The sequence below is a fragment of the Virgibacillus senegalensis genome (genome assembly GCF_000821245.2).
GTDB classification, from domain to species: Bacteria; Bacillota; Bacilli; order Bacillales; family Amphibacillaceae; genus Sediminibacillus; species Sediminibacillus senegalensis.
The window spans coordinates 45,630-67,366 of record NZ_LN611421.1 but is presented as its reverse complement, the minus strand read 5'-3'; the positions used below and the strand labels follow the sequence as shown (position 1 = coordinate 67,366).

Sequence of the window (21,737 nt, the reverse complement as noted above, 5' to 3'; positions counted from 1 at the left end):
AAGGAGAGAAGAAAAATGAAGCTGATATTGGCAGTAGTCCAGGATAAGGATACCAACCGTCTGATGGATGCCCTGAGGGAAGGAAATTACAAAACGACGAAGTTATCTTCTACGGGGGGATTTCTGAAGGAAGGGAACACGACTCTTATGATCGGCTGTGATGATCAAGACGTCGATGAAGCTCTTGATATCATCCGTAACAATTGCAGCCAGCGTGAACAAATGGTGGCTCCGATTTCCCCGATGGGCGGAAATGCCGACTCTTACATTCCACGACCGATCGAAGTGGAAGTTGGCGGTGCGACTGTCTTTGTATTACCAGTGGAATCTTTCTTTCAATTTTAAGGTAAAAGAAGAGGAGAAGTAATGAAAATATCACAAGAGATGCGCTCGAAGTTGGAGACCTCTCCAAAAAATGTTCCCCAGGCAGTCAAGGGAAGCAAAAGTTTTGGAACGATGGTAGAATCACAAAGTCAAAAGCTGAAGGAAACGGAACTGCATAAATTGATGTCTGACTTGACCACACAGGGTGAAAGGCTGGGGCGTTCCCGGTCTTTCCGGGACTTGGCTAAATACAAGCGCATGGTAAAAAACTTTGTCAAAGAAGCTGTGCAATATGGTATGGAATTAAAACATTCACATAGTTGGAATATGGATGGAAACAACCGGAAGCTCACCACGGTGGAAAATATCGATAAAAAGCTGGTGGAGTTGACGGAAGGTGTACTGGAACAGGAAAAAAAGCCAATCGATATACTAGGTGTAATCGGTGAAATTAAAGGGTTGCTGGTTAATTTATATACTTGAAATCAGCAAGTTAGGATGAAAGTGGAATGAAAACATGGTCTGATATAGCTTCCATACAACCATTAGTGTCCAGGATGCTGACCAATAGTCTGGCAAAACAACGGGTTTCCCATGCTTATTTATTTCAGGGAGACCGGGGGACAGGAAAAAAAGCCATTAGCATGGTGCTGGCAAAAAGCATCTTTTGCCGTCATAAGAACGGCCATGAGCCATGTCAGCAATGCAAAGATTGTCAACGGATCGAATCCGGTAACCATCCTGATGTGCATTGGATTATACCGGACGGCCAATCCATCAAGAAAGAGCAAATCCTTCACTTACAAAAGGAGTTTACGTATACAGGTCTAGAATCGAATCAGAAGGTCTATATCATCGAAGACGCAGAAAAAATGACAGCCAATGCATCGAACCGGTTGTTGAAGTTTTTGGAAGAACCGAGTAAACAGACAACAGCGATGCTTCTCACTTCTAATAGCCAGGCCATCCTGCAGACAATTCGCTCGAGGTGCCAAATCATGGCGTTGAAACCTTTAAATGCTGCCAATCTACAGCGACAGTTGCAGGAGGAAGGGTTATCTCCTTCTAATGCGAGATTGATGTCCGCACTTACAAACAATATCACCGAAGCACTGGAAATCAGCCGTGATGACTGGTTTGCTAATGCCAGAAAGATAGTGGTACAATTGACTGAAGTACTCCAATCAAAACCGGATGAAGCCATGTTGTTCATCAATAACCAATGGATGCCTCATTTTAAAGAGAGACAACAGATGCAAAGAGGCCTGGATTTATTGTTGTTATGGTTTAAAGACATCGTTTACAGTTTTGTCGACAACGAGGATGCGGTCATTTTCATCAATGAAAAAGACAAGCTATCCCAAGCCTCGTTACATTGGTCGAAACAGGAAACGACCGATGCATTGCAGCGAATACTGGAGGCCAAAAGGAAATTGGAACAAAATGTGCATCCGGCTTTGGCAATGGAGCAGCTTACACTTCATTTGAAGAGGTGAATGACAGATGGTAGAAGTGATTGGCGTCCGTTTTAAAAAAGCGGGTAAAATATATTATTTTGATCCTGGCGAGAATATCATTTCCATAGACGATTACGTGATTGTAGAGACAGTCCGTGGAATTGAATTCGGCAAAGTGGTCATTTCCAACAAACGAGTGGATGAGGAAGATGTGGTACTTCCTTTGAAAAAAGTCATTCGTTTAGCCACTGACAAGGATAAGTTGACGGTGGTAGAAAACCAGGAAAGTTCAGAAGAGGCACACCGGATTTGTGAGCAAAAAATACGGGAACATAACCTTGATATGAACTTAGTCGAAGTCGAGTACACCTTTGACCGCAACAAAGTCATTTTTTATTTCACAGCAGACGGAAGGGTCGATTTCCGAAACCTTGTGAAGGACCTTGCTTCTGTTTTCAAAACCAGAATCGAATTGCGGCAAATCGGAGTACGGGATGAGGCAAAGCTGTTGGGCGGTGTTGGACCGTGCGGACGAATGCTTTGCTGTTCAACCTTCCTTGGGGACTTTGAACCAGTCTCGATCAAGATGGCAAAGGATCAGAACTTGTCGTTGAATCCGGCCAAAATCTCAGGTCTTTGCGGACGGTTGATGTGTTGCTTGAAATATGAAAACGATGAATATGAAACAGCAAAGAAAATCCTGCCTGACTTAGGGGAGAAAATCAATACCGGTTATGGCTCAGGAAAAGTTGTAGGACTGAATATTCTTGAACGTCTCGTCCAAATAGAAATTCCCGAAAAGGAAAGAGTAATTGAATATACAATCGATGAATTGATCGATGAGGGAGTTATATCTACGCAAGCCACGGAATGATGGGGTGGAAAGACGCGTGAATAAAAAAGAAGTATTTGAACAAGTCACAGATATGGAAGAGAAAATAGGGCAGCTTTATCAGCAGTTGGGGGATTTGAAAAATTACTTAGCCGAACTGCTGGAAGAAAATCATCGGCTTGCAGTGGAGAATCATCACTTACGCAACCGATTGGAAAGCAGTACCGAACAGGAAGAACAAAAGGAATCCGGTACAAGCGGCAGCTCAGAAGTACCAGTTGGAGAAGGTTATGATAATTTAGCGCGTTTGTACGAGGAAGGGTTTCATATTTGCAACGTTCATTTTGGCAGTCCGCGCCAGGATGAAGACTGCTTGTTTTGCTTGTTATTTCTTAATAAAAGCAAATAAATGCGGCCGGACGTCGCATGATCGGCACAGGACTGAATTCAAGGGAATTTTCTTTGATTCAGTCCTTCTTTTTGGCTCTACAATATTTGTTGGGGTTTTAGAAAAATTCCGCATAAAAAATACACACAAGCTCCTATCTCTACTACACTTGAATTGACCAAGAAACAAGCAAATAGGAGTTGTGTGTACATGCATTCTAACATGACATTACCCGGATTAGAAAGTGTTTCTATCAAGAAAGTAGAAGAGGTGGAGGGAGCTTACCACATGGAGGTGGAGATGCCCAGGCAGGCGCAAACCTGTCCGGCGTGTGGTAACCAGACTTCCCGCGTTCATGATTACCGAATACAGAAAATCCAGCACTTAAAGGTATTTGAACGAACCACCTATTTGTTTTACCGCAAACGACGCTATGCCTGTTCCTGTGGTAAACGATTCGCAGAAGCCAATCCGATGGTGGACCGTTATCAGCGTCATTCAAGAGAGTGGAACCAGGCACTTGGCCTTCGGGTGATCCAGGGGATGAACTTCAAGGATACCGCTGCGCAGTTCCGTACCTCACAAGCTACAGCCATTCGCCGGTTCGATCAGGTGGCCACACCAGAACTTCAAGAGGTGGAAGAGCTTCCAGAAGTGATTGCGATTGATGAATATAAAGGCGATACCAATGCGGGGAAATACCAGGTCATCATTGGCGATGGAGAGACCGGAAATCCAATAGATATCCTGCCTGATCGATCCGTCAAAACCGTCAAGCAGTACCTTCGGGAAAAAGGGGGTAATGTCCGGAAGGTCATCATGGACATGAGCTATAGTTTTAAGTCAGCTGTCCGGAAGGCGGTGGGAAGCCCCATCATTGTGGCCGATCGTTTCCATTTTTGTCGGTATATTTATTGGGCTTTGGAAAAGGTGCGCAGGCGAGTCCAAAAGAACTTCCATGAATACGACCGGAAAAAGTGTAAACGGATGAAACATATCTTTTACAAGAAGCAGGAGGAACTAACCGAGAAGCAGCGCTGGTATCTGAACCGATACCTCGATCTATCGGATGAACTACGAGTCGCCTATAAGCTGAAAGAGGCTTTTCGCAGCTGGTTTGAAGAGGCAAAAGCAATGGGGAAAACCGATATTGGCTATGTAAAACAACGATTGTATCAGTATTATGACCGAGTGAAGCAAAGTGGTATGGAAGAATATCTACAAGCGATTGGCACCTTGAAGAATTGGCAGACAGAGATTCTGAATAGCTTTGCGCTCGATTATAGCAATGGGTTTATTGAAGGATTGAACAACCAAACGAAAGTCATCAAACGGAATGCTTTTGGGTTTCGTCGTTACGATCGCTTAAGAACGAAAGTGTTATTACATCATCAACTGAAGGAATTCAGGGGCTTTCAAGTGGGTTAAGGAGTAGGAGCAAATTTCTCCCACCCCAACATTTGACGTAGAACCTTCTTTTTAGTCCGCGCCCGTTTAAAAAGCGGATGACGATGGGCAATTTGGAAAGAGAAGAAAGGATTTGGAACCGTGGAAGATGTTGAATTGAAAACAGGAGAACGGCTTGATTATTTACTGGCAGAAGAAAAAATGAAAATCATTCAGAGTCCGGAAGTTTTTGCTTTCTCACTGGACGCTGTGTTGCTGGCCGATTTCACTTATGTACCGGTCAAGCAGGGGAACATTCTCGACTTGTGTACGGGAAACGGAGTAATTCCTTTATTGCTGAGCAGACGGTCCCGGGCACATATCACCGGGGTGGAGATACAGGAACGGCTGTATGATATGGCAAATCGGAATGTAACCATCAACGAGTTGAACGACCAAATCGACATGGTGCATGGGGATTTAAAAGATATGCCGTCTAAGTTCGGAAACGGACCATTTGACTTGGTTACTTGCAATCCCCCTTATTTTCAAACACCTAAGAAGAAGGAACAAAATAGCAATGAATACTTGACCATTGCCAGGCATGAAATCTATTGTACGCTGGAAGATGTAGTGTCGGCGTGCAGTAAATTGGTCAGACCTGGCGGGAAAGTGGCCATGGTGCACCGGCCGGGCCGTCTCGTTGATTTGCTGACGTTGTTTCGTAAGTATAAAATCGAGCCGAAGAAAATACGATTTGTTTATCCGAAAGCAGGAAAAGAAGCCAATATTCTATTAATTGAGGGCACCCGTGATGGAAAACCGGATTTAAAGATGCTTCCCCCTCTCTATGCATTTGATGATCAAGGAAATTATACAACAGAACTTGAGGAAATCTTGTATGGGAAACAAAAATAAAGATGTCGTTTACATGCTCGAATGTAAGGACGGTACGTTATACACCGGTTATACCAACAATTTGGAAAGGCGCATTGCTATGCATGAGAACGGCAAAGGGGCTAAATATACGAGGGGCAGGGGACCGTTTCGGCTTGTATACTGCCAGTCTTTTTCCACGAAGGAAGAAGCGATGCATGAAGAATACCGGATCAAACAGCTTTCTCGTAAACAAAAGGATAAACTGATTAAATCTTTTACAGAAGGGCATGATGGGAAATGAACATACAGAGCAGCTTTCAAGGCTCTTTTTCGAGCGGGACCCTTTCCCTGGTTCCAACACCTATCGGCAATCTTGATGATATTACGCTGCGTGCCTTGCAAACATTGAAGACAGCGGATTATATTGCAGCGGAAGATACAAGAAATACAAAAAAACTGATGAATCACTTCTCGATAGATAAACCGCTAATCAGTTACCATGAACATAATAAACAGGCAAGGGAAGCGGAATTACTGGAAAAACTGCAGGACGGGAAAGACATCGCACTGGTAAGCGATGCCGGAATGCCTGCCATCTCAGACCCTGGTTTTGAAATGGTGCAGGCAGCCTTGGAACAAGAATTGCCCGTTGTCGTACTACCTGGAGCCAATGCGGCAATATGTGCTTTAGTGGGTTCAGGCCTTTCGCCGCGGGAGTTTTATTTTTATGGTTTTTTGCCCCGTAAGAAAAAGGAAAGAGAAGCAGTGCTTATCGAGTTGAAAAACATCAGAGCTACCTTGTTGTTTTATGAATCGCCTCATCGGCTGAAAGAAACGCTGAAATCGATCTGCGACCAATTTGGAAATCGCAGGGTTTCTCTGGCGAGAGAACTGACGAAACGATATGAAGAATATGTACGCGGTTCAGCGGAGGAAGTGTTGCAATGGGCGGAAGAGCAGCAGATTAAAGGGGAGTTTTGCATTGTAGTCGAAGGCAGTACCGAAACTGTCGGGGAAGAGCATTATTGGTGGGAAAGCATGACGATGAAAGAGCACGTCGAATACTACATAGACCAAGGAGAAAGCAGCAAGGATGCAATCAAAAAAACCGCAGTAGACAGAAAGAAGCCGAAACGCGAAGTTTATCAGGCTTTTCATGTCGAATGAAAACCGGCCTCTATGTCTAACATAGAGGCCGGATATCTATTACTTATCCAAACGGGATTGTATTTCTTTCAACAGTTCTTGTGCACCTTCGGGGCTTAGAACCAGCTTGCCGTTAGCCAATGACAGGTTATCATCGGAGATTTCACCGGTGATGTGGCAAGTCATGTTTGGCTTGTATTTCTTCAGGATAATGCGGTCATCATCCACATAAATCTCCAAGGCATCTTTTTCATTGATGCCAAGTGTGCGGCGAAGCTCGATAGGAATGACGACACGGCCTAATTCATCCACCTTACGGACGATTCCAGTAGATTTCATAAAATTTTCTCCCCTCATTTCGTCAGAATTCGACATCTGTTTAGCATTAGCGTACCAGTGATTTACATAAGTGTCAATTAATTTTTTCTAGAAAATGACTATTTTGTCCAAATACTAATATATTCCCCTTTTTTAAGGAAAACAAATAGGCGGTTGGACTGATAAATAAACCAAAAATCACATGTAGAAACCAAATTTCCACTTTTATAATTCGACATAATTCGACAAGCGGCTACCTGCCATTCGACAAAAATGGATGAAGACTTTTCCTAGAATGAAGCATGGATAAAGGAAACTACTTCCCGGTACGATGTTCATAATGGAAAAAATCCTGTAAAATAGTCTACAATGTAAGAATAATGGTTTTCATTTATTTATTCGGTAAAACCTCGAGCGGTATGGTGGTTCGAAGGTAATACCATTGAAAATAATGAAGAAAGTTTGAAAAGAGGAGGTTCCCCGGATGACAAGGGAAAAGAAGACTTTTTATATTACGACGCCGATCTACTATCCAAGCGGAAACTTACACATAGGACATGCTTATACGACAGTAGCCGGAGATGCAATGGCAAGGTATAAGCGGCTGCGTGGGTTTGATGTCATGTATTTGACTGGAACGGATGAGCATGGCCAGAAAATCCAGAAAAAAGCTGATGAAAAAGGGGTTTCCCCTCAAGAATATGTGGATGAAATAGTCAGCGGCATTAAAGATTTATGGAAACGGCTTGATATTTCCTATGTCGATTTTATTCGAACTACGGAAAATCGGCATAAACAAACGGTGGAGAAGATTTTTGCCCGGCTGTTGGAACAAGGGGATATCTATTTAGATGAGTACGAAGGCTGGTACTGTACTTCCTGCGAATCTTTCTTTACCGAGAGGCAGCTGGATGACGGACACTGCCCGGACTGCGGTGGCCCGGTGGAAAAGGTAAAAGAGGAATCTTACTTTTTCAAAATGAGTAAATACGTCGACAGGCTGCTGGCATATTATGAAGAAAATCCTGATTTCATCCAGCCTGCGAGCCGGAAAAATGAGATGATCAATAATTTTATTAAACCAGGTTTAGAAGACTTGGCAGTTTCGAGAACTACATTCGACTGGGGGATTAAAGTACCGGGAGACCCGAAGCATGTCATCTATGTATGGATCGATGCATTGTCGAATTATATTACAGCTTTAGGATATGGAACGGACAACGACGAGCGCTACCAGAAATACTGGCCGGCTGATGTCCACCTCATGAGTAAGGAAATTGTCCGCTTTCATACAATCTATTGGCCGATTATGCTGATGGCGCTCGATTTGCCGCTTCCGAAAAAGGTATTTGCCCATGGATGGATCCTTATGAAGGATGGAAAGATGTCGAAATCGAAGGGCAATGTAGTGGATCCAATTCAATTGACGGATCGGTACGGACTGGATGCTTTGCGCTATTATTTGCTGCGTGAAGTACCGTTCGGTGCTGACGGAGTCTTTACACCGGAAGGATTTGTCGAAAGAACCAACTATGATCTGGCGAATGATTTAGGGAATCTGCTTAACCGGACGGTAGCGATGGTTGATAAATATTTTGACGGAGTGCTTCCTGCTTACAAAGCTGGGGAGGATCAATTTGATAAGCAATTAGAGAAATTGGCTGGAGAAACAGTGGGGAAAGTAGAAGATGCCATGGAAAACATGGAGTTTTCAGTGGCATTGTCGACTATCTGGCAGTTTATCAGCCGTACCAATAAATATATCGATGAAACACAGCCTTGGATCTTGGCAAAAGATGAAGCAAAACAAGAACGGCTGGGGAATGTCATGGCTCATTTGGCAGAGTCGTTGCGCAAAGTTGCCGTATTGCTGCGGCCGTTCCTGACCAAAACACCGGAAAGCATTTTCAGCCAGCTGGGCATCCAGGAAGAATCCCTGAAAGAATGGGATAGCTTGTCTCAGGATGGTTTGATTGCTGCAGGTACGAAAGTGCAAAAACAAGATCCGATTTTCCCTCGTCTCGATGCGGAGAAAGAAGTGCAAGTTATCAAGGATATGATGAAAAAGCCGGAAGCAAAGCAAGAGAAAGAGAATAATGAACAAACAGAAGCAGAGGAAATCACTTATGATGACTTCATGAAGCTTGACTTGCGTGTTGCGGAGGTAACCCGTGCAGAGAAAATGGAAAAAGCGGACAAACTGTTGAAGCTGCAAATTGATCTCGGCACAGAGACACGTCAGATCGTATCCGGAATTGCCAAGCACTACCGACCGGAGGACTTGGTTGGCAGAAAAGTGGTTTGTGTGACGAATCTTAAGCCAGTCAAACTTAGAGGTGAATTATCACAAGGAATGATTTTGTCTGGTGAAGACGAGAGTGGAAAATTGTCACTAGCAACCGTGGCAGAGGATCTTCCAAATGGATCAAAGGTAAAATAATGCTGTATTTTTTTCATAACAGGGAAAAACGCTTATCATAATGGATGGATAGGCGTTTTTCTTTGATGGAAAATTAGTCGGAGAAATAATTGGGAGGTTAGGTATCTGTGTTGTTTGATACACATGTGCATTTAAACATTAATCAATTCGACGAAGATCGGGAAGAAGTGATGAAGCGAGCCAAGGAAGCAGGCGTTGAATACATGGTGGTAGTGGGATTTGACAGAGAAACGATTCCGAAAGCTTTGGAATTGGCTGAAGCGAATCCGAATATTTACGCTGCGGTCGGCTGGCATCCAGTAGATGCTGTCGATATGGAAGACAGTGATTTGGAATGGATCGAGGAATTGGCTAATCACCCGAAAGTTGTCGCTATCGGGGAAATGGGATTGGATTATCATTGGGATAAATCACCGAAAGAAATTCAAAAAGAAGTACTTCGCAAACAGATTCGTCTGGCCAAACGTGTGGCGTTACCGATCGTTATTCATAATCGGGAGGCGACCGAGGATATTATTGAAATATTGAGGGAAGAAGATGCTGCCGAGGTGGGCGGAATCATGCATTGCTATAATGATTCTGTCGAATATGTCCAACAGTGTCTGGATATGGGCTTTTACATTTCCCTTGGTGGACCGGTTACGTTTAAAAATGCCAAGGATCCGAAGGAAGTAGCTAAAATGGTACCACTAGACCGGCTATTAGTAGAAACAGACTGTCCATTTTTAGCTCCGCACCCGAACCGTGGAAAACGAAACGAGCCGGCATATGTGAAATTGGTCGCTGAAAAAATTGCCGAGCTGAGAGAAATTTCGTTCGAGGAAGTTAGCGATGCAACTACAAATAATGCCTTGAAACTATTTGAAATAAAATCCTAGGGCAATACACGACCGAAATGATTGACGCTAAGTGACATTGTTTGTATGGATATGTCGCAATTTTTGAGTTTAAATTTGGATTAGCACCATTCATAATGAGAGAGCCAGTACTAGTCTGGTTCTCTTTTTTTTGTCAGATAGGGAATGTGCCTTATGCGGACAGCATGCAAGAGGAGCGTGTCCAGCTACCGCACTATCCATCGCTGGTAACCAAACATCATACCTGCGCAGGGATGGAAGTACCAGGATACCTAGAGAGATACGCCAAGTTTTCCGAAAAAAGGGACATGGCATAAACAGATATAGACAAGACAGCATAATCATACATTACAAATTGATTAAACGCTGTCTGTCTCTGTAACTTACTTTTAACATATTTGAAACATTGCTTGGAAATGCATCTTTTGTTGCTGTTACAACGGGGATTAGGGGACTTTTGCACCTTGACTGGACAGTTTGACAGGTAAAAACGTTGTTTATATAATACAACGGGTACAAAGGAGGCAAGCGAGCATGAAATTATTTTCAAAGCTATTGTCCGCTTTTAGAACAAAGCCAGTCATTTATGCTGCCAGCATCACGGTAGTACTGTTTCTAGCGGGTATCTTAACATTTCAAGTAACGAAAGCCCAAGTCTCTGTGAAAGTAGACGGAGAAACGACGACCGTTCGTACGCATGCTGATACAGTAGGCGGCGTTCTAGAAGAATTAAACATCGAGGTGGGAGAACATGATAAGCTATCCCACGACCTAGCCGAAAAACTGACATCTGGAATGAATATTGACTACACAAAAGCCGTCGAAGTAGTAATCACTACCGATGGAGACAATCAAACATATTACACAACCTCTGAAACAGTCGGAGATGTTTTGGAAGAAAACAACATCGACATCGACGAACATGATCAAGTAGCTCCCGCCCTATCCAAAGCGGTATCGGAAGGCTTGCAGGTAACGATCGATAAAGCCTTTCAAGTAACAGTCGATGACGCCGGTGAGAAGGAAAAGTACTGGACCGTCGGTGAAACCGTTGAAGATTTACTCAAACGGGAAGACATCAAACTTGGCAAGCTGGACCGAATCAATCTGGAAATGGATGAACCGGTCAGTAAGGATGCAGCAATCGAGATTACCCGGGTGGAAAAGGTAACAGACATCGTCAAGGAAAAGACCGATTATTCTGTTGTCACCAGAAAGGATGACAACCTTGAAAAAGGAAAGGAAAAGGTTGTTTCTTCTGGCGAAGAGGGACTTGTTGCCAAGCATTTTGAAGTGACGCTTGAAAATGGAAAAGAAGTCGATCGACAATTGGTGAAGGAAGAAGTGGAAAAAGAAAGCGAACAGCGGATCGTTGCAGTTGGGACGAAGGTAGAAAAGCCTGCTCCAAAACCGGCAGTTACTGCCACGGCTGCAAACACTTCCACAGAAACCGTCTCGAGAGGCGGTGACGGAGATTCCTCTGATGCTAAAACGTATTACATGCATGCAACTGCCTATTCTGCCAATTGCAGCGGTTGCTCAGGAATTACAGCAACCGGTATCAATTTAAAAGACAATCCAAATGCAAAAGTGATTGCTGTGGATCCCAATGTTATTCCATTAGGAAGCAAAGTTTGGGTTGAAGGCTATGGAAACGCGATTGCCGGGGACACCGGTGGAAACGTATCCGGTAACAAAATAGACGTTCATGTCTCTTCAACTAGTGAAGCGCATCGCTTTGGCAGTAAAAAAGTAAAAGTTAAAGTTCTTGATTAACCAAGAGCAGAACCTGTCTCGCAATCGGGGCATGTTCTGCTTTTTTTATGATGAAAAATAAAAGACAATTTTCCGAAGGGATAAAGGGGAACAGGCTTGGCTTTATCCGGGAAACAATTTAAGATAAAGTAGTTATAGACATCAATCGTCAGGTAAGTGGAGGAAAAACATGAAGGTAAAAGAAATCATTGTGGTAGAAGGTAAGGATGATACAGCAAAAATAAAGCAATCGGTAGATGCAGACACAATCGAAACCAATGGTTCTGCGGTCAATCGGTCGATTATTGAACAAATAAGACATGCCCAGGAGAAGCGGGGCGTTATTATTTTCACTGATCCGGATTATCCTGGAGAAAGAATAAGAAAAATCATCTCGAATGCAGTTCCAGGCTGTAAGCATGCATTTTTGACACGAGCCGAGGCAAAGGCCAAACATGATAAAGGAATAGGGATAGAACATGCTTCAAAAGAAGCAATACATCAGGCGCTTGCGAATGTTTACGAAATAGCGGAAGTCATCGAGAGTGATATAACCAAATCGGATTTATTTCGATATGGATTGCTCGGAGGCAGCAAGGCGAAAGAACGCCGGGAAAAACTGGGGACAGTATTGAAAGTTGGTTATGCTAATGGGAAACAACTATTGAAGCGACTGCACATGTTCCAAATACCCAAAAAAACATTTATTGATACAATGGAGCAAATAATGAAGGAGGAAAAGGATGAATAATCAGAAGGCGATCGCAACTCCTCTAAAAACAAAAGAAATTCTGGCTAAGTATGGTTTTTCCTTTAAAAAGAGCCTGGGACAAAACTTTTTAATTGATGTGAATACCCTGGAGCGGATCATTGCGTATGCAGGGATCGATAAGCATACAGGCACCATCGAAATAGGTCCGGGTATGGGAGCGCTTACCGAGCAACTGGCCATCCACTCAAGCCAGGTTGTTGCTTTTGAAATTGATCAGCGGCTCGTACCTATACTAAAAGAAACGCTTGGAAGCTACGACAACATAAAGATTATTAACCAGGATATCCTGGAGGCTGACATAAGCCAGGTGATCAAGGAAAATTTTGAACCAGGACAAAGAATCAAAGTTGCTGCCAATCTGCCGTATTATATCACTACGCCGATTCTCATGAAACTATTGATGGATAAGCTTCCCGTCGAGAGCTTTACCGTGATGATCCAAAAAGAAGTAGCCGACCGTATGGCTGCCGAGCCGAATACAAAAAGCTATGGATCGTTGACGATAGCTGTCCAGTACTATACGGAAGCACACATCGCGATGACGGTTCCTAAAACGGTGTTCATGCCGCAGCCGAACGTAGATTCCGCTGTTCTTCATTTAACAGTCCGGGACCAGCCCCCTGTTGAAGTGCAAAATGAGGAATTTTTCTTTGATCTCGTACAGGCTTCTTTTGGCCAACGAAGAAAAACATTAAGAAATAATTTGAATCGTCATTTCGCCGATCAATTGCAAAAGCCGGAAATTGAAAAACTACTTGGCAAGGCAGAAATAGATGGGACAAGAAGAGGAGAATCTTTGATGATGGAGGAGTTTGCCCGTCTGGCCAATACTTTTTATCAGGCAGTTGGAACGGCAGAATAACGCATCCACGGCTAAGACACATCTTTCCCCTCCTCACATAGGCTAATTAATAACAAATGGTTACTTATCCGTCTATGATGAGGTGAAAGCATGAAGGTTACGACAGGAGAATTAGTGACGCGTAATTCTTATCATAATGATATATTGTTTCGAGTGATCAATACGACAGCGGACCAGGTGCTCCTTCACGGCGAAGATGTGCGATTGGCTGCAGATGCAGATCCAGAGGATTTGCGGGTCGTGGACAAAAGAGACCTGGAACGCCATAGGAAAAAAGAAAAGGAAAAAGAAGATTATTCCTATCGTCTCTTCCGGCAGGATTACCAATTGATGAAAGAAAAGAGAGAATACGAATCGACAGAGGGGTACCTGCAAGAGTCAAGTTATTTTCAAATTCCGGCTCGTGTACTGCATTTGGATGGAGACCGGCTTTATTTAAAGAAATGTATCGATGTGTATCAGCGTATCGGTCTCCAAGTGCATGGCGTTCATCTTAACGAGAAAGACATGCCATTGGAGATCGCCGGTCTGGTAAAGAAAATCCAGCCGGATATCATCATCATTACCGGACATGATGCCTATTCTAGAAACAAAGGAATGAAGAGTGACATTTCCGCATACCGGCATTCGAAATTTTTTGCGGAAACGGTACGGGAGGCAAGGCAGGTAATACCCCATCTGGATCAGTTGGTTATCTTTGCGGGGGCATGCCAATCCCATTTTGAATCGCTGATCAGAGCAGGAGCCAATTTTGCGAGTTCCCCTTCCCGAGTCAATATCCATGCTTTGGATCCAGTTTACATTGCCGCCAAAGTTGCTTACACGCCATTTATGGATAAGGTCAGTGTCTGGGAAGCGCTCCGTAATACCATGACAGGCGAGAAGGGACTCGGAGGTGTGGAGACAAGAGGGTTGTTAAGAACCGGCTTGCCTTACTTAAAAGAAGAGGAAACGGAACACCAGTGAGCAAAGAAAGCACTTCTACACATTTGTGGTAAGAAGTGTTTTTTATTTACATAATTTATAGGCGTTTAGATAAAATAAACAATAATCAAGAGAAAAAGTTGGTTTTCTTATTGACAGTAAATTTAGTATGCTGTTATAATATAGGATTTTATTTGACTTCAGAACAAGCATGTGGTATAGTAAAAACAGTGAGGTGGAGTGTATTGGCTAAAACATTGGTGGAAATTAAACAAGGTTTAGACGGGCAAATTGGTAAACGCCTGAAGCTTAAAGCAAACGGCGGAAGAAGAAAAACCATTGAACGGTATGGCACTTTGGCTGAAACGTATCCCTCGGTATTTATTGTAGAGCTGGATCAAGACGAGAATGCGTTTGAGCGGGTCTCTTACAGCTACGCAGATGTATTGACAGAGACAGTAGAATTGAATTTCATCGATGATATGAGCAAAATGGTCGTTGGGGAGCAGTAAACATTCGTTTACTGCTTTTTCTATGCCCTTTTGTGCCATCATCCATCGAAGGGAATGTACTTGCCCTTGCTTTTTAACGTGGCAGTTGTGAGCCGCTTCCCCGTGTTTTCAAGGTTTTCCATTTTTGCATACAAAAAACCGGTGTAGGCTGTTGCTGTAAGGTTACACTATAAATGTCGTAAAAAGCTTACTTTGAAAGGGGTTGTTCTTTCATGGGCAGACGCAGAGGCATCATGTCAGACCAGTTGAAAGAGGAAATCGCAAAGGAATTAGGTTTTTACGACACGGTGCAGAAGGAAGGCTGGGGAGGAATCAAGGCGCGTGATGCCGGAAACATGGTAAAACGCGCGGTTGAGATGGCCGAACAGCAAATGCAGAGGGACAAATCCTGAAACACAGGGGTTTGTCCCCTTTTTATCACGCGCTTATCCCTGTTGTCAGTATCTTGGCGACATCGCCTTATGATATGATACTATTTATAAAATAAATAACAACTAAAGCAGGTGGTACGATGCAATTACTTGAAAAAGCACCGGCAAAGATCAATTTGACCTTGGATGTCTTGTATAAAAGACCAGACAATTACCATGAAATCGAGATGGTGATGACGACGATCGATTTGGCGGATCGAATAGGACTGACGGAACTTTCTTCCGATAAAATAATCATCGACTCAGAAAACCAGTTTGTCCCGAATGATGAACGGAACCTCGCATATCGGGCAGCTAAATTGGTGAAAGATACATACAACGTGAACAAAGGTCTGAACATTTTTATTGAAAAAAACATCCCGGTAGCCGCCGGATTAGCTGGTGGAAGCAGTGATGCTGCAGCGGTGATTCGCGGTTTGAACAGGCTGTGGAAATTGAATCTGTCCGTAAAGGAAATGGCGGATTTGGGAGCAAAGATAGGTTCTGATGTGTCCTTTTGCGTTTACAACACAACCGCGTTGGCAAAAGGAAGAGGGGAACAAATCGAAGAATTGCCTGCACCGCCTTCCTGCTGGGTCGTATTGGCTAAACCGGCAATTGGTGTATCGACGCAGACAATCTATCAAAACTATTCGCCTGATGACATAGAGCATCCGGACACACAAGGAATGATCGCCGCCCTGCAACAGGAAGATTTTGAGGCCATGTGCAGCAAAGTAGGGAACGTCTTGGAATCAGTCACGTTGTCGATGTATCCGGAAGTTAAGCAAATTAAACAGCAAATGGAGCTCGCCGGTGCAGACGCGGTGTTAATGAGCGGCAGCGGCCCGACTGTGTTTTCCCTGGCTCATCAGGAAAGCCGTGCCTATCGTATTTACAACAGCCTCCGGGGCTTTTGCGATGAAGTTTACGTTGTCAGGATGCTGGGTTATCACCAGTTACTTGATTGAACACGTACATAAGTGTTATATTGAATGAAAATATTCGGTTTTTGAGGTGCCCAAAATGAAAAGAAGTGACCGTTTGGTTGCAATGACAAACTACTTGATTGAACATCCGTCTCAACTTGTTTCCCTGCCATTTTTTTCTGCGGAATTTGATGCCGCTAAATCGTCGATCAGTGAAGATTTAGCCATCGTAAACCAGAATCTTCAGAACCAGGGAATCGGCTATCTGGAATCCGTTTCCGGTGCTGCCGGCGGGGTGAGATACATTCCGGAATATTCCCAGGAAAACAGTGTGCGATTTGTCGATCAGCTGTGCGAAGAACTGGAAGATCCGAACCGGCTGCTTCCAGGCGGGTATTTATACATGAGCGATATCCTTGGAGAGCCATCAAAGGTACGTAATATCGGCAGGTTATTTGCCAGTGCCTTTGTCCACGAAGAGATCGATGTGGTCGTGACAGTGGCAACCAAAGGCATACCGCTTGCCTACGCAGTAGCTTCTTTTTTGAATGTACCGGTAGTCATCGTTCGGCGTGACCCCAAGGTGACGGAAGGTTCGACCGTCAGCATCAATTATGTTTCTGGTTCTTCGAGAAAAATTCAAACCATGGTGCTTTCTAAACGGAGCCTTCAGGAAGGTGCCAGGGTTTGTATTATCGATGACTTCATGAAAGCAGGGGGAACGGTAAACGGAATGAAAGATTTAATGGAAGAATTCCGTGCCGAAGTGGTAGCAATCGGCGTGCTGGCTGAGGCAGAGGACGAGGACGAGGAACGTGTTATTACGGATTATACGTCACTGATCCAAATCAACAATGTCGACGTGAAAAATAGACAGATTGAAGTTCATCGCGGAAATTTATTTTCCTGATAAAAACGTGTATCTTAAGCCAGGCTTCTACGGGGCAACAATCCGTCCCTTCGAGGCCTGGCTTAAACAATTCGTGGCTGGCAAGACAGCCGGAGATTCTTGACTATTTTACTGATTTTTCTTTTCCCGGAAAAAATAAACGTCTTTTTTAAAAAAATTTTAAAACAGGCAGGATTTATTATTATTTTGTTGAATTTATGGTAATAAGTTCTATAGGGAAAAGGTGGTGAAACATAATGGAAGTGACAGACGTTAGATTACGCCGCGTTAATACCGAGGGGAGAATGCGAGCAATTGCTTCTATTACGTTGGATCAGGAGTTTGTCGTCCATGACATTCGTGTCATTGACGGAAACAACGGGTTATTCGTAGCAATGCCTTCTAAACGGACTCCTGATGGAGAATTTCGCGATATCGCGCATCCGATTAACTCTAATACAAGAGGTAAAATTCAAGACGCTGTATTAGAAGAATATCACCGTGCCGGAGAAGTGGAAGTAGAATATGAAGAAGCGGGTGCTTCGTAAAAGTTTGGAAGCAGCAGGGGGTCTAATCTTCTTAGATTAGGCTTCTTTTTATTTTGTGGACATTTGTTTTTTGTGTTTAAGAAAGATTTTTCCTGCGAAACGTGCAGGAAACCTTCCTTAAACAGACAAGAAACGGATTCACGTATTAGAAGCCCGTGCGCAGGGGCTCTCTATTGAAATGCCTAGTGTTTTAAGATATATTCATAACTGGATAAATAATAGGAAAAGAGAAGCGAATCGATAGCCGGCAGGATTGATGATTCCTTTAAAAACGGCCGCTTTTTCGCACCTGAAGATAAAAACAGGAATAAAATGGAGGTTTCTACATGACCAAAAGGTACGCCGTTGTGCTGGCGGCTGGACAGGGGACAAGGATGAAATCGAAGCTTTACAAAGTATTGCATCCAGTGATGGGCCGCCCAATGGTACAACATGTTGTCGATCAATTAAAAGAGCTGGATTTGGAAAAGCTAATTACAGTAGTTGGATTCGGAGCTGAAAAAGTACAAGAACAGCTTGGCGACTCTGCAGCGTTTGTTATTCAGGAGGAACAACTAGGCACTGGACATGCTGTTCTTCAGGCAGAAAACCAATTGAAGGATAAAGAAGGAACCACAATAGTTGTTAGTGGGGATACACCGCTGTTGACTCGCCAAACCTTGGAAGCATTGATGAACCATCATGACAACGAAGGTGCCAAGGCGACAATATTGACAGCAGAAGCCCCTGATCCGTTTGGATACGGACGTGTTGTCCGCAACGAAAATGGCGACGTGGAAAAAGTTGTGGAACATAAAGATGCTTCCGCCAATGAGCTTGCCATTAGTGAAATAAATACCGGCACCTACTGTTTTGATAACCAGGCTTTATTCAATGCATTAAAAAAAGTGTCGAATGAAAATGCCCAAGGTGAATATTACTTACCGGATGTCCTGGAAATTTTGAAGCAGAGCGGGGAAAAAGTCAGTGCATTTCAAACCGGTTCGTTTGATGAGACAATCGGCGTAAATGACAGGGTGGCACTTTCCCAGGCAGAGAAATTAATGAAAAAACGAATTAACGAGCAGCATATGAGAAACGGTGTTACGATTACGGATCCTGAAAATACGTATATTGCTCCTGAGGTTGTCATTGAACAAGATGTTGTGATTTATCCGGGAACGATTTTGAACGGTAAAACCGTAATTAAAACCAATGCTGTAATCGGACCTAATACGGAAATTGAAAACTGTATGATAGGTGCAGAAACAGTAGTGCGTCAGAGTGTGGCAAAAGATAGCGAGATCGGTGAACGCGTCCAGATCGGCCCGTTTGCCCATATTCGACCGCAAAGCTCACTCGGCGACCAGGTGAAAATCGGAAATTTTGTAGAAGTGAAAAAAGCAGTCGTTGAAGAAAATAGCAAGGTTTCCCACTTGAGTTATATCGGCGATGCAGAGGTCGGCAAAGGTGTAAATATTGGCTGTGGTACAATCACGGTCAATTACGATGGCACGAATAAGCATTTGACCAAAATAGAGGATGATGCGTTCATCGGATGTAATTCCAATTTGATTGCTCCTGTTACAGTCGGCAAGGGTGCTTATGTTGCCGCTGGTTCTACCATCAATCAAGATGTGCCGGAAGAAGCACTCTCCATCGCCCGGGCCAGACAGACGAACAAAGAAGACTATGCCAAGAAAATAAACAAACAGAAAAAAGATTAATGGAGGGCTTATCAGATGGCAACTGGTTATAAAGATTCATCACTGAGGGTATTCACGTTAAATTCCAATCCGCATCTGGCGGAACAAATCGCTGCTCACATTGGAACCGAATTGGGCAAATGTTCGGTATCTACCTTTAGTGATGGGGAGGTACAAATCAATATTGAGGAAAGTATTCGCGGATGTGATGTTTATGTCGTTCAATCGACAAGCGAACCGGTCAATCAGCATTTGATGGAACTGTTGATTATGATTGATGCGTTGAAACGCGCTTCTGCAAAATCCATTAATATTGTTATTCCTTACTATGGATATGCTAGACAAGACCGTAAAGCACGGGCTAGGGAGCCGATCACTGCCAAGCTTGTTGCAGATTTGTTGCAAACAGCCGGAGCTTCCCGGGTGATCACTTTGGATCTTCATGCTCCGCAGATTCAGGGATTTTTCAATATTCCGGTTGATCAGCTGGTCGGAGTACCGATTCTGTCTGATTACTTCCAGGAAATGAATCTGGATGATTTGGTGATCGTTTCTCCTGACCACGGTGGCGTAACAAGAGCCCGTCAAATGGCTGACCGTTTGAAAGCGCCAATTGCCATTATTGATAAGCGGAGACCTCGCCCGAATGTTTCAGAGGTCATGAACATTGTTGGTAACATTGAAGGGAAAACGGCTATTTTAATCGATGATATTATCGATACAGCCGGCACTATTACGCTGGCAGCCAATGCTTTAATTGAAAACGGTGCGAAAGAAGTGTATGCTTGTTGTACACATCCAGTTCTTTCTGGCCCCGCTATAGAAAGAATTGATCAATCGAAGATCAAAGAACTTATTGTAACCAATACCATACCACTAAAAGAGGAAAAACAAATAGAGAAAATATCGCAGCTATCCGTTGCTCCATTAATCAGTGAAGCGATTATCCGCGTACATGAGCTACAATCTGTAAGTATCTTGTTCGATTGATAGAATTGCTTAACTAGTCCTGCCTTTATTAGGTATGAGGAATTATTGAGGACACCGGAATGCAAGTAGAGCAGGCAGCGAGAAAAGACCCAGAAAGTAATCAACTTGTTTTGAAAAACGTTATTTGTTTAAGAATGCCGGTTAGCGGGAAATAATGACAATTAGATTGTTTTTAATTTCATTGGAGGGTGATTAACTTGGCAGTAACTCTTAAGGCAGAGAAACGGGAAGATCTAAAAAAATCACATACAAGGTTGATCAGACAGCAAGGACTGGTCCCTGCTGTTGTATATGGGAAAGGAAAAGAGCCGAAAACAGTAGCTGTCAACAGTATTGAACTGCTGAAGACGGTTCGTGATGAAGGACGTAACGCGATTATCTCCCTGAAAGTGGATGGGGATGCAGTAGATGTCATGCTGCATGATTATCAAGTAGAACCACTCAAGGACGAACTGATTCATGCCGACTTCTATGCGGTTAATATGTCCCAGGAAATAGATGTAGAGGTGCCAATCCATCTCGAAGGCGAAGCACAAGGTTCTAAAGATGGAGGAGTCCTGCAACAGCCTCTTTACAATCTGGCTGTTCGTGCCAAACCTGGCAATATTCCGGAGGAAATCGTCGTCAATGTTGCCGACCTTGGGGTAGGCGAAAGCATTACTGTGGCGGACTTGTCCACCAACGGTGATTATGAAGTTACCGAAGATGAAGGAACAACAATTGTTTCGATTTTGACTCCTGATTCTGGCACGGTAGAGGAAGATACCGATGAAGAGCAAACAGAGCCGGAATTAGTAGATGCAGAACCTGAAAATGAGGAAAGCTAAAACTATAATGGAAAAAGGTACAGTCTTCGGACTGTACCTTTTTTGTTAGTTGGAAATAGAATATTCAAGTATGGATGAGAATATTGGCTTTCTCTAGGGCGGCACAAGCCGCATCCAGTTTTTCCTCCGTATCTGCTTCCAACGTATGCAAATGGGTGCCATCTGTAAGTTCAGACAGATAGGCAGCATTAGTCGTTTGAATTTTGTCCAAAAACTGATTTACTTCATGCCGGCTGCTCACCATAATCGAAGCAGTCAAATCACCATAGACGGGATGTTCAATACGGACGTCTTTTACTGTCACCCCATGGTCTACCAGAAGATACAACTCTTCTCGAGTCTGGTCGGGCCGATGCGTACAGGCAATCACCCGTTTGTGCCCTGTTTCCTCCGGATTTTCAGGAACGTATAGATATCCTTGACTTGTTGCCATGATCGGCTCATTTTTAGCTTTTAACAGAGAGATATCCTGGACAATAACCTGTCTGCTGACTGCTGTTTTTTCTGCCAGTTCTCCGCCCGTTATCGGTTTCCGGGCTTCTTTCAGCCACTGCAAAATCGTCACCCGTCTTTTATCTCCCGTCAGCTTTTGATTATTCTCCAATGT

General features: G+C 43.6%; 25 protein-coding genes. 23 read left to right on the top strand and 2 right to left on the bottom strand.

Features of this window, described 5'->3' with window-relative positions; genetic code table 11:
• Positions 1-15: 15 nt before the first annotated feature.
• The 9 genes from BN1067_RS00380 to rsmI all read left to right on the top strand — a co-directional run bounded on the left by BN1067_RS00380 (position 16) and on the right by rsmI (position 6,433).
• Positions 16-345 carry a cyclic-di-AMP receptor gene (locus BN1067_RS00380; protein ID WP_053216974.1) on the top strand — a complete coding sequence of 110 codons (330 nt, stop codon included), beginning with the start codon at positions 16-18 and terminating at the stop codon, positions 343-345.
• A 21-nt stretch (positions 346-366) separates the two neighbouring features.
• Positions 367-807 carry a YaaR family protein gene (locus BN1067_RS00375; protein WP_053216973.1) on the top strand — a complete coding sequence of 147 codons (441 nt, stop codon included), beginning with the start codon at positions 367-369 and terminating at the stop codon, positions 805-807.
• A gap of 26 nt (positions 808-833) precedes the next feature.
• Positions 834-1,820: a DNA polymerase III subunit delta' gene (gene holB, locus BN1067_RS00370; RefSeq protein ID WP_053216972.1), complete on the top strand. Its 987-nt coding sequence runs from the start codon at positions 834-836 to the stop codon at positions 1,818-1,820.
• Between the two features lie 7 nt (positions 1,821-1,827).
• Positions 1,828-2,655 (top strand): PSP1 domain-containing protein, encoded by an 828-nt coding sequence (locus tag BN1067_RS00365; protein WP_053216971.1) that lies wholly within the window; start codon positions 1,828-1,830, stop codon positions 2,653-2,655.
• A 16-nt stretch (positions 2,656-2,671) separates the two neighbouring features.
• Positions 2,672-3,022, top strand: a complete 351-nt coding sequence (gene yabA / locus BN1067_RS00360) for a DNA replication initiation control protein YabA (protein ID WP_053216970.1) — start codon at positions 2,672-2,674, stop codon at positions 3,020-3,022.
• A gap of 183 nt (positions 3,023-3,205) precedes the next feature.
• Complete coding sequence (locus BN1067_RS00355) at positions 3,206-4,429, top strand: ISL3 family transposase (protein ID WP_110943226.1); 1,224 nt, start codon at positions 3,206-3,208, stop codon at positions 4,427-4,429.
• 180 nt (positions 4,430-4,609) lie between these two features.
• A complete protein-coding gene (locus BN1067_RS00350) occupies positions 4,610-5,305 on the top strand; it encodes a tRNA1(Val) (adenine(37)-N6)-methyltransferase (protein WP_053216980.1) in 696 nt (231 codons plus the stop codon).
• On the top strand, positions 5,289-5,567 hold the full coding sequence (locus BN1067_RS00345; RefSeq protein ID WP_053216968.1) for a GIY-YIG nuclease family protein: 279 nt from the start codon (positions 5,289-5,291) through the stop codon (positions 5,565-5,567). Before BN1067_RS00350 ends, BN1067_RS00345 begins: the two co-directional genes overlap by 17 nt.
• Entirely contained in the window at positions 5,564-6,433 is an 870-nt protein-coding gene (gene rsmI, locus BN1067_RS00340) for a 16S rRNA (cytidine(1402)-2'-O)-methyltransferase (RefSeq protein WP_053216967.1), read from the top strand. The genes BN1067_RS00345 and rsmI overlap by 4 nt, the downstream gene beginning before the upstream one ends.
• 39 nt (positions 6,434-6,472) lie before the next feature.
• On the opposite strand, the gene BN1067_RS00335 is transcribed toward rsmI, so the two are convergent.
• The gene (locus BN1067_RS00335) at positions 6,473-6,751 is read right to left on the bottom strand and encodes an AbrB/MazE/SpoVT family DNA-binding domain-containing protein (RefSeq protein ID WP_026568967.1); all 279 of its coding nucleotides are present in this window, start codon (positions 6,749-6,751) and stop codon (positions 6,473-6,475) included.
• 463 nt (positions 6,752-7,214) lie between these two features.
• Between BN1067_RS00335 and metG the strand changes: the two genes are divergently transcribed.
• The 14 genes from metG to BN1067_RS00260 all read left to right on the top strand — a co-directional run bounded on the left by metG (position 7,215) and on the right by BN1067_RS00260 (position 21,130).
• On the top strand, positions 7,215-9,170 hold the full coding sequence (gene metG, locus BN1067_RS00330) for a methionine--tRNA ligase (RefSeq protein WP_053216966.1): 1,956 nt from the start codon (positions 7,215-7,217) through the stop codon (positions 9,168-9,170).
• 107 nt (positions 9,171-9,277) lie between these two features.
• A complete protein-coding gene (locus BN1067_RS00325) occupies positions 9,278-10,048 on the top strand; it encodes a TatD family hydrolase (RefSeq protein ID WP_053216965.1) in 771 nt (256 codons plus the stop codon).
• A gap of 513 nt (positions 10,049-10,561) precedes the next feature.
• The gene (locus BN1067_RS20035; protein ID WP_053216963.1) at positions 10,562-11,803 is read left to right on the top strand and encodes a ubiquitin-like domain-containing protein; all 1,242 of its coding nucleotides are present in this window, start codon (positions 10,562-10,564) and stop codon (positions 11,801-11,803) included.
• Between the two features lie 169 nt (positions 11,804-11,972).
• Positions 11,973-12,533 (top strand): ribonuclease M5, encoded by a 561-nt coding sequence (rnmV, locus tag BN1067_RS00310; RefSeq protein ID WP_053216962.1) that lies wholly within the window; start codon positions 11,973-11,975, stop codon positions 12,531-12,533.
• Positions 12,526-13,416, top strand: coding sequence for a 16S rRNA (adenine(1518)-N(6)/adenine(1519)-N(6))-dimethyltransferase RsmA (rsmA, locus tag BN1067_RS00305; protein ID WP_053216961.1), 891 nt, complete (start codon positions 12,526-12,528; stop codon positions 13,414-13,416). Before rnmV ends, rsmA begins: the two co-directional genes overlap by 8 nt.
• Positions 13,417-13,506: 90 nt before the next feature.
• The gene (gene yabG / locus BN1067_RS00300) at positions 13,507-14,382 is read left to right on the top strand and encodes a sporulation peptidase YabG (protein ID WP_053216960.1); all 876 of its coding nucleotides are present in this window, start codon (positions 13,507-13,509) and stop codon (positions 14,380-14,382) included.
• A 203-nt stretch (positions 14,383-14,585) separates the two neighbouring features.
• On the top strand, positions 14,586-14,852 hold the full coding sequence (gene veg / locus BN1067_RS00295) for a biofilm formation stimulator Veg (RefSeq protein ID WP_053216959.1): 267 nt from the start codon (positions 14,586-14,588) through the stop codon (positions 14,850-14,852).
• 212 nt (positions 14,853-15,064) lie between these two features.
• Positions 15,065-15,244, top strand: a complete 180-nt coding sequence (locus BN1067_RS00290) for a small, acid-soluble spore protein, alpha/beta type (RefSeq protein ID WP_053216958.1) — start codon at positions 15,065-15,067, stop codon at positions 15,242-15,244.
• Between the two features lie 119 nt (positions 15,245-15,363).
• The gene (ispE, locus tag BN1067_RS00285; protein ID WP_053216957.1) at positions 15,364-16,233 is read left to right on the top strand and encodes a 4-(cytidine 5'-diphospho)-2-C-methyl-D-erythritol kinase; all 870 of its coding nucleotides are present in this window, start codon (positions 15,364-15,366) and stop codon (positions 16,231-16,233) included.
• A 55-nt stretch (positions 16,234-16,288) separates the two neighbouring features.
• Positions 16,289-17,101: a pur operon repressor gene (gene purR, locus BN1067_RS00280; protein ID WP_053216956.1), complete on the top strand. Its 813-nt coding sequence runs from the start codon at positions 16,289-16,291 to the stop codon at positions 17,099-17,101.
• A 236-nt stretch (positions 17,102-17,337) separates the two neighbouring features.
• Positions 17,338-17,628 (top strand): septation regulator SpoVG, encoded by a 291-nt coding sequence (gene spoVG, locus BN1067_RS00275; RefSeq protein WP_026568978.1) that lies wholly within the window; start codon positions 17,338-17,340, stop codon positions 17,626-17,628.
• A 326-nt stretch (positions 17,629-17,954) separates the two neighbouring features.
• Positions 17,955-19,334, top strand: coding sequence for a bifunctional UDP-N-acetylglucosamine diphosphorylase/glucosamine-1-phosphate N-acetyltransferase GlmU (glmU, locus tag BN1067_RS00270; protein WP_053216955.1), 1,380 nt, complete (start codon positions 17,955-17,957; stop codon positions 19,332-19,334).
• Positions 19,335-19,349: 15 nt separating this feature from the next.
• Positions 19,350-20,303: a ribose-phosphate diphosphokinase gene (locus BN1067_RS00265; RefSeq protein WP_026568980.1), complete on the top strand. Its 954-nt coding sequence runs from the start codon at positions 19,350-19,352 to the stop codon at positions 20,301-20,303.
• Between the two features lie 197 nt (positions 20,304-20,500).
• The gene (locus tag BN1067_RS00260) at positions 20,501-21,130 is read left to right on the top strand and encodes a 50S ribosomal protein L25/general stress protein Ctc (RefSeq protein ID WP_053216954.1); all 630 of its coding nucleotides are present in this window, start codon (positions 20,501-20,503) and stop codon (positions 21,128-21,130) included.
• A 64-nt stretch (positions 21,131-21,194) separates the two neighbouring features.
• On the opposite strand, the gene BN1067_RS00255 is transcribed toward BN1067_RS00260, so the two are convergent.
• Positions 21,195-21,734, bottom strand: a complete 540-nt coding sequence (locus BN1067_RS00255; protein ID WP_053216953.1) for a transcription repressor NadR — start codon at positions 21,732-21,734, stop codon at positions 21,195-21,197.
• Between the last annotated feature and the right edge of the window lie 3 nt (positions 21,735-21,737).

What these genes read in the sequence shown, in the direction of transcription:
- BN1067_RS00380 (WP_053216974.1), top strand. Translation starts at nt 16, where the DNA reads ATGAAGCTGATATTGGCAGTAGTCCAGGATAAGGATACCAACCGTCTG.
- BN1067_RS00375 (WP_053216973.1), top strand. Translation starts at nt 367, where the DNA reads ATGAAAATATCACAAGAGATGCGCTCGAAGTTGGAGACCTCTCCAAAA.
- holB (WP_053216972.1), top strand. Translation starts at nt 834, where the DNA reads ATGAAAACATGGTCTGATATAGCTTCCATACAACCATTAGTGTCCAGG.
- BN1067_RS00365 (WP_053216971.1), top strand. Translation starts at nt 1,828, where the DNA reads ATGGTAGAAGTGATTGGCGTCCGTTTTAAAAAAGCGGGTAAAATATAT.
- BN1067_RS00350 (WP_053216980.1), top strand. Translation starts at nt 4,610, where the DNA reads ATGAAAATCATTCAGAGTCCGGAAGTTTTTGCTTTCTCACTGGACGCT.
- BN1067_RS00345 (WP_053216968.1), top strand. Translation starts at nt 5,289, where the DNA reads ATGGGAAACAAAAATAAAGATGTCGTTTACATGCTCGAATGTAAGGAC.
- rsmI (WP_053216967.1), top strand. Translation starts at nt 5,564, where the DNA reads ATGAACATACAGAGCAGCTTTCAAGGCTCTTTTTCGAGCGGGACCCTT.
- BN1067_RS00335 (WP_026568967.1), bottom strand. Translation starts at nt 6,751, where the DNA reads ATGAAATCTACTGGAATCGTCCGTAAGGTGGATGAATTAGGCCGTGTC.
- metG (WP_053216966.1), top strand. Translation starts at nt 7,215, where the DNA reads ATGACAAGGGAAAAGAAGACTTTTTATATTACGACGCCGATCTACTAT.
- BN1067_RS20035 (WP_053216963.1), top strand. Translation starts at nt 10,562, where the DNA reads ATGAAATTATTTTCAAAGCTATTGTCCGCTTTTAGAACAAAGCCAGTC.
- rnmV (WP_053216962.1), top strand. Translation starts at nt 11,973, where the DNA reads ATGAAGGTAAAAGAAATCATTGTGGTAGAAGGTAAGGATGATACAGCA.
- rsmA (WP_053216961.1), top strand. Translation starts at nt 12,526, where the DNA reads ATGAATAATCAGAAGGCGATCGCAACTCCTCTAAAAACAAAAGAAATT.
- yabG (WP_053216960.1), top strand. Translation starts at nt 13,507, where the DNA reads ATGAAGGTTACGACAGGAGAATTAGTGACGCGTAATTCTTATCATAAT.
- BN1067_RS00290 (WP_053216958.1), top strand. Translation starts at nt 15,065, where the DNA reads ATGGGCAGACGCAGAGGCATCATGTCAGACCAGTTGAAAGAGGAAATC.
- ispE (WP_053216957.1), top strand. Translation starts at nt 15,364, where the DNA reads ATGCAATTACTTGAAAAAGCACCGGCAAAGATCAATTTGACCTTGGAT.
- purR (WP_053216956.1), top strand. Translation starts at nt 16,289, where the DNA reads ATGAAAAGAAGTGACCGTTTGGTTGCAATGACAAACTACTTGATTGAA.
- spoVG (WP_026568978.1), top strand. Translation starts at nt 17,338, where the DNA reads ATGGAAGTGACAGACGTTAGATTACGCCGCGTTAATACCGAGGGGAGA.
- glmU (WP_053216955.1), top strand. Translation starts at nt 17,955, where the DNA reads ATGACCAAAAGGTACGCCGTTGTGCTGGCGGCTGGACAGGGGACAAGG.
- BN1067_RS00265 (WP_026568980.1), top strand. Translation starts at nt 19,350, where the DNA reads ATGGCAACTGGTTATAAAGATTCATCACTGAGGGTATTCACGTTAAAT.